The organism is Clostridium sp. JN-9 (assembly GCF_004103695.1).
Taxonomy (GTDB): Bacteria; Bacillota; Clostridia; order Clostridiales; family Clostridiaceae; genus JN-9.
The window spans coordinates 1,375,652-1,388,200 of sequence record NZ_CP035280.1; the positions used below are offsets into that span (position 1 = coordinate 1,375,652).

The following is a 12,549-nucleotide window of genomic DNA, read 5'->3' on the forward strand; positions in this document are numbered from 1 at the left end:
GGAGATACTATGCAAATTCATGTTGTTCAGACTGGGCAGTCTATATACAGCATTGCACAAACATATAATTCTACTGTTGGCGCAATTGTTGGAGCAAATGAACTTCCAAATCCCGACAAACTGGTTGTTGGTCAGGCTATTGTAATTCCTATTGTAGGAAGTTTTTACTGGGTCAGCCCTGGAGACAGCTTATACAGTATTGCAAGAAACTTCGGGATGAACTATTTGGCACTTGCCAAAATTAATGGAATATCACCTAATATGTCTTTACCCATTGGGTTTAGATTGTATATCCCTCCTCGTCCCAAAAGAAGTGCTGAAATAAATGCATATGTGGAACCCATAGCTGGAACGGTTTCACCAGAATTGGAGCAGTCAGCCAGAAGTGCAGCCCCTCATCTGACATATCTGGCACCATTTAGTTTTCAAATTCAAAGAGATGGCACATTAAAGGAACCACCATTAAACAATTTTAGAAGAATTGCAGATAACAGCAGAGCCATTTTATTAATGGCAGTTACTAATCTTGAACAGGGACAGTTCAGCACAGAGCTTGGAAGGCTTATTTTAACTAATCCTCAGCTGCAAAATACGCTGCTTGACAATATTATTGCCACAGCAAAGCGTCTTAACTTTAAAGATATACATTTTGATATGGAGCATCTGCCTCGAGAACTCCGAGAAAATTATAATGCTTTTCTGAGAAAGGCCAAAGCAAGGCTAAGTGCCCAGGGTTTCCTAATGTCTACAGCCCTTGCCCCAAAAACCAGCGCCACCCAGGCAGGCGAATGGTATGAAGCCCATGACTACAGAGCTCACGGACAAATTGCAGATTTTGTTGTCATAATGACATACGAGTGGGGCTACAGTGGCGGACCAGCAATGCCTGTGTCACCACTGCCTCAGGTAAGACAGGTTATAGAATATGCCCTTACAGAAATGCCTTCTTCTAAAATTATGATGGGACAAAACCTATATGGATATGACTGGACTCTGCCTTTTGTGCAGGGAAGTACCGCAAGAGCAGTGAGCCCTCAGGAAGCTATTTTGTTAGCAGCAGAAAATAATGTACCAATAAGCTATGATACAAAATCTCAGGCTCCACACTTTGATTATACGGATTCAAGCGGCAAAAATCATACTGTATGGTTTGAGGATGCCAGATCAATTCAGGCAAAATTTAACCTGATAAAAGAGCTTAACCTCAGAGGAATAAGCTATTGGAAACTTGGAATCCCATTCCCTCAAAACTGGCTACTTATCGAAAACAATTTTAATGTAGTAAAACGATAATATACAGCCTAGTTCCAAAGAGTCCGAAAATTAATAATATTCATTCCTTTGGTGTAATATCATGCGGTCTTGATAGTCTTAAGAATGTAAATGAACAATAATCCATAGAACTGACAAGAAGATGCATGCTGATAAATTTTCTCATAGAAGGTAAATTATAAATGTATTATAAGAACTGCGCATATTATATTTAAAAAATAGTATGTGCAGTTTATTTTTTTGCACATAATGATAAAAAATAAATGAATAACAATTGAATAAAATTAATTATGAATTATAAAGTATGAATAATTGCAGTATATTTCAATCATAAATACGAACATTCTCTCAAAAATTATTTTTATAAAAATAACTTCAAAACCATTGAAATACAAAGATGAATGTAGTAGTATCATTAACAAGAACTTAAAGAGGACAGGTTACAAAAGAACAATAAATGAAACTTATCGTGATATATAATTCACTATTATGTGTAATTGTTCTGTAAATGTAAAAGATACCTATGATTAGTATAAGATGTTAGAACACTAGTACTTATTTAAGTATAAAATTTGCAGGATTATTAAATTGCCAAAACAAATACATTTTTACATACTGCTTTATAACAAAAATAATGTATTTATTAACAAATCATAAAGGGCGGAGGATGAATATGCTAAAGTATATTGTTAAAAGAATTATTGCTAGCGCTATTACTATTTTTATCGTAATAACATTTACCTTTTTATTGATGCATGCAATACCTGGGGGGCCATTTACCAGCGAAAAAAAACTGCCGCCGGAAATCCAGGCTAATCTTGAAGCAAAGTATGGCTTGGACAAGCCTTTAAGTCAGCAGTACACTACTTATTTAAAGAATCTGGCTCATGGAGATTTAGGATTGTCAATGAGTGCTGATGGCAGATCAGTAAATGATGTTATTGGTTATGCTTTTCCTACTTCTGCTAAACTAGGCGGTGTTTCAGTTTTATTTGCACTGGCATTAGGATTGATTATGGGAATTCAGGCAGCTCTGCATCAGGGAAAATGGCAGGACAGGCTGGCAATGGTAATTGCCACTTTAGGAGTTACGGTGCCAAGTTTCGTTATGGCAACTTTGCTGATTTACTTTTTCTCAGTTAAACTGGGCTGGTTCCCTGCAATTGGTTTTGACGGCCCAATAAATTATGTACTTCCTGTAATAGCTCTTGGAGGTTATTCCATGGCCTTCATTGCAAGATTAGGCAGATCAAGCTTACTGGAAGTAGTAAGACAGGATTATATAAAGGTTGCTAAAGCGAAAGGATTGTCTGCAGGAAAAATTATTTATAAACATGCTTTGAAAAATTCCTTAATTCCAATTGTAACTTATCTTGGACCTCTTATTGCTGGCATTTTAACTGGAAGCTTTGTTATTGAATCTATGTTTGGTATACCTGGACTTGGCAGGGAATTTGTTACAAGTATTTCAAACAGAGATTATACCACAATTTTAGGGGTAACTGTTTTCTATAGTACTTTCTTAGTTTTATGTAACTTAATTGTGGATATTTTATATGTAGTTATCGACCCAAGAATAAAATTGGATGCTTAAGGAGGAGAGCTTCGTGGAGATTTCAAAAGACTTATTTGAGAGAGTTCCTGAAAGTGAAAGAAACTCAGATGAAATAGTTAGACCAAGCTTAACATTTCTACAGGATGTCTGGCAGAGATTAAAAGAAAACAAGCTGGCTATAGCTGGTTTATCATTTGTAATATTTATTACTTTAGTTGCAATTTTTGTACCTGTGTTTTCAAAATTTAATTATTATTCACAGGATTTAAGCATAGCAAATCAAAATCCAAGTGCTGTACATTGGTTTGGTACTGATAAGTTTGGCAGAGATATTTTTATAAGAGTAATATACGGTGCCAGAATTTCACTTACAGTTGGATACGTAGCAAGTTTCCTTAATATAGTTATTGGAATATTATATGGAGGTATTGCTGGATATATGGGCGGGAAAGTTGATAACATAATGATGAGAATCATTGATATACTTTATGCTGTACCAATGATGATATATGTAATTCTTTTAATGGTTGTAATAGGCGCTGGCTTAAAGAGTATTATAATAGCCCTGGCCATAAGTTACTGGCTTACAATGGCAAGAATAGTAAGAGGACAGATAATGTCTTTAAAGGAACAGGAATTTGTACTTGCAGCCAGGACACTTGGTGCATCTCCTGCAAAAATACTTTTGAAACATCTTATACCTAATAGTATGGGGCCTATTATTGTAACACTTACACTTACTATACCAGATGCAATATTTACAGAATCCTTCCTTAGTTTTATAGGACTTGGAGTCAGCGCACCGCAGGCTTCCTGGGGAACACTTGCATCAGATGCTTTAGAAGGATATCAGATATATCCTTACCAATTATTATTTCCAGCACTTGCAATATGTTTGACTATACTGGCTTTTAACTTCCTTGGCGATGGATTAAGAGATGCACTTGATCCTAAGATGAGAAAGTAAATAGGAGGATTCACAATGGAGAAATTACTTCAGGTAAATAATTTATATACATCATTTTATACACACGTTGGTGAAGTTCAGGCTGTCAGAGGTGTAAGCTTTGATCTTGATAAAGGTGAAGCTCTTGGTATAGTTGGGGAATCCGGCAGCGGAAAAAGTATTACAATGATGAGCGTTATGAGATTACTGGCAGATACAGGCAAAATCAAAGAAGGAAGTATTATTTTTGATGGAAAAGATTTAACAAAAATTTCAGATAAAGAAATGGAAAAAATAAGAGGAAATGATATTGGAATGATATTTCAGGATCCAATGACATCATTAAATCCTGTTTTTACCATTGGAGAACAGCTTACAGAGCCAATTCTTAAGCATATGAAGGTTTCAAAGAAGGAAGCTCATGATAAGGCCGTTGAAATGTTAAAATTGGTTGGTATTCCAAGTCCTGAAAAAAGGATGAAGCAGTATCCTCATGAGTTTTCAGGCGGTATGAGGCAAAGAGCTATGATAGCTATGTCACTGGTGTGTGCTCCAAAGCTTTTAATAGCTGATGAGCCTACAACAGCTCTGGATGTTACAATTCAGGCACAAATTCTTGAATTAATGAAGGATTTAAAAGAAAAACTAGGTATGTCTATAATATTAATCACTCATGATTTAGGTGTTGTGGCAGACTTATGCAGCAAAATCAATGTTATGTATGGAGGCATATTAGTTGAAACTGGAACAGTAAGGGACATTTTCTATAATCCCAAGCACCCTTATACATGGGGATTGCTTAGAAGTATACCAAATCCAAAACTGGATATTAAAGAAAGATTAAAACCTATAAATGGAACTCCTCCTGATTTGTTAAAACCTCCAGTTGGATGCCCATTTGCAGCAAGATGTGAATATGCCATGAAGATATGTTTACAGCAGAGACCAGAAAACTTTGAAATTTCAAAAGGACATCATGCTGCATGCTGGCTGAACCATCCTAATGCACCAAAGATAGAAGGCTATACGGGAAGGGGGAATGAATAATGAGTGAAAATACACCATTAATAGAGGTAAAAAATTTAAAAAAGTATTTCCCTATTAAAAAAGGAATATTCAATAAAAAAGAAAGCTTTGTAAAAGCTGTAGATGATGTTTCATTTACAATAAATAAGGGAGAGACGTTAGGACTTGTTGGAGAAAGCGGCTGTGGTAAAACCACCACAGGAAGAACTGTTATAAAACTTTATGAACCTACAGCAGGATCTATAATATATGAAGGAAAAGATATTGCTTCACTTTCCCCAAAAGAAATACTTCCTTACAGAAAGAAAATTCAAATGATATTTCAGGATCCATATGCTTCACTGGACCCAAGAATGACAGTAGGAGATATTATAGGTGAGGCTATAGACATTCATAAGCTTATGACACCTAAAGAAAGAAATGAAAGAGTTCACTACTTATTACAAAGAGTTGGATTAAATAGCGACCACAGTAATAGATATCCACATGAATTTTCCGGAGGGCAGAGACAAAGAATAGGCATAGCAAGGGCTTTAGCAGTTCAGCCAAACTTTATAGTCTGCGACGAACCAATATCTGCACTGGATGTATCCATTCAGGCTCAGGTTGTTAATATGCTGGAAGATCTTCAGGAGGATTTAGGATTAACTTATTTATTTATTGCTCACGATCTTTCAATGGTTAAACATATTTCTAATAGAATAGGAGTTATGTATTTGGGCAAAATGGTTGAGATAGGCAAAAGTTCTGAACTATACAGCAATCCTCTTCACCCATACACAAAAGCTTTATTATCAGCTATTCCAGTACCTGACCCAGATATGGCAGCTGCAAACCAGAGAATCATGCTTGAAGGTGAGACACCTTCACCAATTGATCCACCGCCAGGCTGCAGATTTAAGGGAAGATGCAGATATGCAAAACCTATATGTTCAGAGCAAACTCCGGAACTTAAGGACATGGGAGGCGGCCACTGCGTAGCATGCCACCTTTACAGTTAAAAGTTTTGAGTTGGAAGTTAAAAGTTTTGAGTTAAAAGTTTTGAGTTGGAAGTTAAAAGTTGGAGTGAAAAGTTTGGAGTTGAAAGTTGAAAGTATATGTGGTTTTTCTTACAGAAAAACAAATAATAAATTTGCCTTAGGGCAAAATAAGTTTAAAGTTTTGCCCTAAGGCAAAACCACATTAACTCTAAACTCGCAACTCTAAACTCATAACTCTTATATTATAAAAGGGAGGGCTATTAATGTTAAAAGGTAAAAAAGCAAAATTTGCTGCTCTTGCCATGACATTTGTGTTAGCAGGTTCAGTTTTCGCTGGCTGCGGTAAGAGTGGAACATCAGGCAAGGGTGCAGATCAGGTGGTTAAGTACAATTTGGGGGCTGAGCCAAAGACAATTGACCCAGGACTAAACAGTTCTGTTGAAGGTGGAAATGTAATTGAAAATACCTTCGAAGGTCTTACAGACATAGACAGCAAGGAGCAGGTAATACCTGGTGTTGCAGAGAAATGGGAAGTATCGCAGGATGGATTAAAGTATACATTCCATTTGAGAAAAAATGCTAAATGGTCAGATGGCAAGCCTGTAAAAGCTCAGGATTTTGAATATGCATGGAAGAGAGCACTGGATCCAAAAACAGCTTCAGACTATGCTTATCAGTTATTCTATTTAAAGAATGGTGAAGCTTATAATGGCAGTGCTGATCCAAATGCTGCAAAGAAAGCTACAGCTGATCAGGTTGGTGTAAAAGCTACTGACGATTACACATTGGAAGTAACTCTTGAAAATCCAACACCATATTTCTTATCACTTATGGCATTCCCAACATATATGCCATTAAGAAAAGATGTTGTTGAAAAAGATCCAAAAGGATGGTCTCTTAAAGGAGAAACTTACATAGGCAACGGTCCTTTTAAAATGAAAGACTGGAAACCTAAGGACAGTATTAATCTTGTTAGGAATGACAATTACTGGGATAAAGACAAAGTTAAACTTACTGCTATTACAATGAAAATGATTGACCAGGAAACAAGTTATATGTCAGCATTTAAGTCTGGACAGCTTGACTACATTGAGGCACCTCCAGCTCAGGAAATTCCTTCATTATTAAAAGATGGAACAGCTAAGGTATATCCTTATCTTGGAACTTACTATTACAGCTTCAATGTATCCAACAATATAGATTCAATTAATAAAGATGTTGCAAAAGCTATAAAGAACGTTAAAGTCAGAAAAGCTATCAGCCTGGCTATTGACAGAACATCCTTAGTTAACAATGTTACTAAAGGCGGACAGAGACCAGCTACAAGCTTTGTACCAAAGGGTATAACATTAAAAGACGGTTCAGATTTTAAGACAAAAGATTACTATAAAGCTGCTGCAGATGTAGCACAGGCTAAACAGCTATTAGCTGAAGCAGGATATCCAGATGGAAAGGGATTCCCAACTATTGAATTACTTTATAACAGTGGTCAGGGACATCAGGATTTAGCTCAGGCAATCCAGGATATGTTAAAGAAGAACTTAGGAATCAATATTACATTAAGAAATGTTGAAAGAAAAGTTCAATTAGATGTTACATCAAAACATCAGTATCAGATGGCTAGAAATGGCTGGATAGCTGATTATGCTGATCCAATGACATTCCTTGATATGTGGGTAACCGGCGGCGGAAACAACGCTGCAGGATACAGCAATCCAGAATATGATAAGTTAATAGCTGCTGCTAAAGCAGAAATAGACACTACAAAAAGAACAGCTGATTTACATCAGGCTGAAGATATTTTAATGAATGACATGCCTATTATACCTATTTATGAATACACAAATGTTGCATGCATAAAGGATTATTTAAAGGGCGTTCATAAGTCACCACTAGGATTTGTATTCTTTAAGGATGCATATATCCAGAAATAAAAACTAAAATTCCCAAAAAGGCTGCTGCATATATTTTGCGGCAGTCCTTTTTGCATGATTTACTTACATTTATTATATTACAAAAAAATAAGTGATTCAAAACAAAATAATTAGTTTTGAACCACTTTATTTTATATGCATAAACATATGATTTCTGGGGGGAGAGCAGAAACCACTATAAGGGGCGTAGTTTCTGCCAGGTAATTTTAAAGTGTACTTATGATTATATTGTAGTAATGCCAGGTGACATTTATATGGCAGATATGTTAACAAATTGTTAACGATTTAATTGCCTTAAATTCAAGAATATGGTATACTGGATAATATATACTTTTAATAATATGGCAGTAAAATATAAAAAGGAGGAGAAATTAATGAACACAGATGATTCAGAGAGTAAACTAAAAAAGCTGGATAACGAAATTGACTGCTTAAGGGAAACTCTGAATGAAGTTGCTTGTGATTCAGAGTTTTTTGATTCCGATGAAGAAATACTTAATTTAAGCAGAAAGCTGGATAATTTAATATTAAATTATATTAAGATGAAAAATCTTACAGATAAGTCCTGATGTAAAATTCTGCATTGTTTTATAAAGACAGCAATAATAGTACTGCTGTCTTGAAATTATGATTTCAATTCTTTTATTTTAATTCTCCTGACATCTGATTTGCTTCATTTTTAAGCTGCTGAACTTCATTTGATGGCGCATCTTTTGTCTGATACCATCCTTTTTGTTTCATTGCATCAAAAACTTTGTATTGTATATTTTGAGCATTTGTAAAATTAGTAACCAGTGTATTTCTTAAATTTACACAGGATGATTCTGTTATTCCAGTGCTGTAGGCTGATATTACCTGCTTTTCTGTAGCCAGTAAATCCTGCATTAACTCTTTTTCGTTCATAATAATACCTCCTCTTTTAATTAAATTTTATTCATGAGAATCCAAATATGATTTTAAACTGGAAAAGTTCTGTTTGTGAATCTGACAAGCTTCATTGCATAAATCCTTTAACTGCTGATCAGTGCATTTACCGGAACACTCACTATACTTTTTATTTAGCAGAGCTTCATAATTCATCTGATCCTTAATTACTTTTAAATTGCTGCTTTCTAACTGCTTATCTGATGTAGCCATAATTAAATACCTCCTCAAATTAGTAAAGTTTTTTGAAAAAAATTAGCTGCAAATATATTATTAGCTTAATATATAATAAATATTTATGAGGATTATTTATTTTTATTTTCTTTGCTGGCTGTGATTTCGTTACAAAGATTTATGTAAACTTCTTTGTTTTTTAGAGTTTGAAGATAATTCAAAAATGGAATCTTTAAATCATCCTTTTTAAGTGCAAATTCAATGTTGGCCTGTAAAAAACCAAGTTTATCGCCAACATCATAACGTCTGCCCTCAAAATTATATGCATACATAGCTTCATTTTTTATTAAAGTTTTTAAAGCATCAGTAAGCTGTATTTCACCGCCTTTTCCAGGTTGTGTATTCTCTAATATATTAAAAATCTGTGGAGTTATTATATATCTTCCTAAAATTGCAATATCTGATGGAGCCTCGTCTATTGAAGGCTTTTCTATTAAATCCTTAACTTTATATACTCTGTTTTCTATGTGCATACCTTTTACAATTCCATATTTATTTACGTCTTCATGGGGCACATTCTGTACTCCCAATATGGATGTTTTGTATTCCTCATAGCAGTCCATAAGCTGCTTTAAGCAGGGAACTTTGCTGTCTACAATATCATCACCAAGCATTACTGCAAAAGGCTCATTGCCCACAAATGTTTTAGCACAATATATTGCATGTCCAAGTCCTTTAGGTTCCTTCTGCCTGATATAATATATGTTTGCCATATTGGATATATCTTTAACAAGTTTTAATAAATCTTCTTTATGATGACTTTCTAATTCGTTCTCCAATTCTACGGATTTATCAAAATGATCTTCAATAGCTCTTTTATTTCTGCCTGTGATTATAAGAATTTCCTCTATACCAGAGGCAACTGCTTCTTCTATTATGTATTGAATTGTTGGTTTATCAACTATAGGGAGCATTTCCTTAGGCTGAGCTTTTGTTGCGGGAAGAAATCTTGTTCCTAATCCAGCTGCGGGAATTATTGCTTTTTTTACTTTCATATGATTACATCCTTTCCTTTTTTAATTATATAATTCTACGTTCCCCACTTAAATCCTTTTTTATTACAATACTTAAGTATTATATAAAAATCTTTTTATACTATAAAGTTATTAATTTAATTGCCGATAAAATATTTAATGAATATCAACTAATAGTGGTGTGTATTATCCATTTTTAATTAATATTCATCATTATGGTGTGTGTATCCGTAATGATTATGCTTTAAAGGTGGTTTTGAATTTGAGATTATGTCATAATTTAGCTTCTTTAAATATATATACAAGATATACAAAGACTTTAAAAGATCAGAACATTTCCCTGCAGAGAATATCCTCTGGAGTAAAACTTAATAGTGCAAAGGACGATCCCAACGCATTAGCTGCCAGCGAAAGATTAAATATGCAGATAAGAGGAATGCAGATGGCAGGAAGAAATGCTCAGGACAGTGCAAGCATGCTTCAGACTGCTGAAGGCGGACTGGATGGTATGACAAGTATGCTTCAAAGGGCAAGGGAATTGGTTGTCCAGGGAGCTAATGGAACAAATACTGATTTAGATAAAGGAATAATCAAGAATGAAATTAATAGTATGATAAAAGGTGTAACTGACCTGGCTAATTTTACGGAATTTAACGGCGTTAAAATACTTGCATCAGAAGATTCTGTTGATTTAAATAAGCCAGGTTATATAGATACTGTAATTGGAGCTAATTCAGGAGATACATTAAAAATACCTACATATAACCTAACTGCAGATAAAATAGGGGATCCATCAATATTAAAAGATTTGCAGCAAGTGGGAGATTTAATGAAGGGCACTGCTGATAAAGCTCCTCAGCCTGATAAAGCCCTTCAGACAATAGATTATGCTTTAGATGCTATTATAGCTGTAAGAAGCAAATATGGTGCTTTGGAAAACAGATTAACTGACAGTTATGATAATTTAAATGAAATGAGCGACAAAGTGACAGGAGCTGAAAGCTCCCTGGCAGATGCAGATATATCTGAAGAAATACTGAATTTTTCTAAAGACAGCATATTATCTCAAGCTGCAAATGCCCTTATGGCTCAGACAAACAAAATGCCTCAGGATATATTAAAAGTGCTTGAAAATTTAAGAATCAGATAAAATTAAAATTTGTAAAATACAGCAATATGCTGTATTTTTTTGCTTTAAAAAATAAAATGACTAAAAAAAGTAGTATTTTTTGTAGTACTAATATAGTAAATGTTGTATAATATAAGAATATTAACTATAACGCTAATTATTTAACAATTATTATCCATTTATCATTTATAATTCTTTTATATTTTGATTGAATTAAATTGAGTGCTTAAAGCTACCAATATAGCTAAGTTTAATATAAAGTAAAATTTAATTAAATTTTTTTTCCTCTAGGCAGGAATTTTGGAAAATATGTCTAATAATATATTAGTATGGGGGATGATGCTGTGGGAATAAGTAATGTGTCAAAAAATGAATATACATACAATATCTTGAAAAGGGGATTGGATGCAGCTTCTGAAAGAGGCACAGTTATTGGTAATAACATTGCCAATATAAATACAAAGGACTATAAAAGAAAATATGTAACATTTGAAGAAACTTTGAAAAACTCATCTGATAACCTTGAAATGAAAACCACTGATGAAAAGCATATGAAAATAAATGGTGATGCAGGGGACATTCAGGTTAAGCAGGATAACAGCAATCTTAAGGAAGATGGGAATAATGTTGATATAGATAATGAAATGGTAAATCTGGCAGCTAATAATTTAATGTATAATGCCATGATTTCTCAGATAAATAGCAGATTTTCCATGACAAAGGATGTAATTAATGGAGGAAAGTAATTTAAAGAAAGGATGAAAATAATGATTAATGCTTTTGACACCCTTAGAATAAGTGCGTCAGGATTGTCCGCAGAAAGGCTGAGGATGGACACAGTAGCATCTAATATAGCTAATGTGAACACTACCAGAGGAGAAAATGGACAGCCTTATAGAAGAAAAATAGCTGTTTTTCAGGAAAACCTTGCAAATGCAATGAACCCTGAAACATCAAAATATGATAATAAGATGATGGGAGTAAAGGCTGTTGGTATAGCAGAGGACCAATCTCCATTCAGGAGAGTATATGATCCATCAAATCCAGATGCTGGCAGGGATGGATATGTAAATATGCCAAATGTGAATATATTAAATGAAATGGCAGATATGATGGTGGCAACAAGATCTTATGAAGCTAATGTAAATGCAGTGAATTCAGAAAAAAGTATGTTTTCTAAAGCACTGGAGATAGGAAGATAGAAAGTAAATATCTATAGATAGGAGGAAAAGCAGTGAATATAAGTGCAAATCAGTTTATTCCGCAGGGCGGAATTTTTTCTGCAATAAATAATATTTCGGATCAATCTGTTACTGATAAAAATAGTACTTCAGATATTAAAAATGAAAGTACATCCAGTTTTTTTGATACATTAAAGGCAAAGCTAAATGAGGTAAATGATGCACAAGTGGCTGCAGAAGATAAAACAGCAGCATTTGTGTCAGGAGATGACACAAATATACACGACGTTATGATTGCAACTGAAGAAGCAAAAATGTCCCTGGATCTTGCTATTCAGGTAAGAAATAAATTAGTAGATGCATATCAAGAGATTAATAGAATGCAGTTATAGTA

At 34.2% G+C, this 12,549-nt stretch carries 14 protein-coding genes; 11 read left to right on the forward strand and 3 right to left on the reverse strand.

The genetic code is table 11. From position 1 onward, the window contains the following. Positions 1–9: 9 nt before the first annotated feature. The 7 genes from EQM05_RS06560 (at position 10) to EQM05_RS06590 (ending at position 8,282) form a co-directional block, all read left to right on the forward strand. Positions 10–1,293, forward strand: coding sequence for a glycoside hydrolase family 18 protein (locus tag EQM05_RS06560; protein WP_128749284.1), 1,284 nt, complete (start codon positions 10–12; stop codon positions 1,291–1,293). 652 nt (positions 1,294–1,945) lie between these two features. Continuing rightward, positions 1,946–2,866 (forward strand): ABC transporter permease, encoded by a 921-nt coding sequence (locus EQM05_RS06565; protein ID WP_128749285.1) that lies wholly within the window; start codon positions 1,946–1,948, stop codon positions 2,864–2,866. Further along, positions 2,859–3,794, forward strand: a complete 936-nt coding sequence (locus EQM05_RS06570; protein WP_205694179.1) for an ABC transporter permease — start codon at positions 2,859–2,861, stop codon at positions 3,792–3,794. The genes EQM05_RS06565 and EQM05_RS06570 overlap by 8 nt, the downstream gene beginning before the upstream one ends. Positions 3,795–3,809: 15 nt before the next feature. Next, positions 3,810–4,820 carry an ABC transporter ATP-binding protein gene (locus EQM05_RS06575; protein ID WP_128749287.1) on the forward strand — a complete coding sequence of 337 codons (1,011 nt, stop codon included), beginning with the start codon at positions 3,810–3,812 and terminating at the stop codon, positions 4,818–4,820. Beyond that, on the forward strand, positions 4,820–5,800 hold the full coding sequence (locus EQM05_RS06580; RefSeq protein ID WP_128749288.1) for a dipeptide ABC transporter ATP-binding protein: 981 nt from the start codon (positions 4,820–4,822) through the stop codon (positions 5,798–5,800). Before EQM05_RS06575 ends, EQM05_RS06580 begins: the two co-directional genes overlap by 1 nt. 242 nt (positions 5,801–6,042) lie before the next feature. Continuing rightward, positions 6,043–7,713 carry a peptide ABC transporter substrate-binding protein gene (locus EQM05_RS06585; RefSeq protein WP_128749289.1) on the forward strand — a complete coding sequence of 557 codons (1,671 nt, stop codon included), beginning with the start codon at positions 6,043–6,045 and terminating at the stop codon, positions 7,711–7,713. 374 nt (positions 7,714–8,087) lie between these two features. Continuing rightward, positions 8,088–8,282, forward strand: a complete 195-nt coding sequence (locus EQM05_RS06590) for an aspartyl-phosphate phosphatase Spo0E family protein (protein ID WP_164917225.1) — start codon at positions 8,088–8,090, stop codon at positions 8,280–8,282. Positions 8,283–8,355: 73 nt separating this feature from the next. On the opposite strand, the gene EQM05_RS06595 is transcribed toward EQM05_RS06590, so the two are convergent. From EQM05_RS06595 to galU, 3 genes are all read right to left on the reverse strand, one after another. Then, positions 8,356–8,616, reverse strand: coding sequence for a spore coat protein (locus EQM05_RS06595; RefSeq protein WP_128749291.1), 261 nt, complete (start codon positions 8,614–8,616; stop codon positions 8,356–8,358). A 27-nt stretch (positions 8,617–8,643) separates the two neighbouring features. Then, positions 8,644–8,850 (reverse strand): hypothetical protein, encoded by a 207-nt coding sequence (locus tag EQM05_RS06600; RefSeq protein ID WP_128749292.1) that lies wholly within the window; start codon positions 8,848–8,850, stop codon positions 8,644–8,646. Between the two features lie 92 nt (positions 8,851–8,942). After that, entirely contained in the window at positions 8,943–9,866 is a 924-nt protein-coding gene (gene galU / locus EQM05_RS06605; RefSeq protein ID WP_128749293.1) for a UTP--glucose-1-phosphate uridylyltransferase GalU, read from the reverse strand. Between the two features lie 241 nt (positions 9,867–10,107). On the opposite strand from galU, the gene EQM05_RS06610 reads away from it, so the two are divergent. The 4 genes from EQM05_RS06610 to fliE all read left to right on the forward strand — a co-directional run bounded on the left by EQM05_RS06610 (position 10,108) and on the right by fliE (position 12,547). After that, entirely contained in the window at positions 10,108–10,995 is an 888-nt protein-coding gene (locus tag EQM05_RS06610; RefSeq protein ID WP_128749294.1) for a flagellin, read from the forward strand. Between the two features lie 323 nt (positions 10,996–11,318). Next, positions 11,319–11,720: a flagellar basal body rod protein FlgB gene (flgB, locus tag EQM05_RS06615; RefSeq protein ID WP_128749295.1), complete on the forward strand. Its 402-nt coding sequence runs from the start codon at positions 11,319–11,321 to the stop codon at positions 11,718–11,720. Positions 11,721–11,741: 21 nt separating this feature from the next. Further along, positions 11,742–12,176, forward strand: a complete 435-nt coding sequence (flgC, locus tag EQM05_RS06620) for a flagellar basal body rod protein FlgC (protein WP_128751054.1) — start codon at positions 11,742–11,744, stop codon at positions 12,174–12,176. A 38-nt stretch (positions 12,177–12,214) separates the two neighbouring features. Continuing rightward, complete coding sequence (gene fliE, locus EQM05_RS06625; protein ID WP_128751055.1) at positions 12,215–12,547, forward strand: flagellar hook-basal body complex protein FliE; 333 nt, start codon at positions 12,215–12,217, stop codon at positions 12,545–12,547. Positions 12,548–12,549 lie beyond the last annotated feature (2 nt).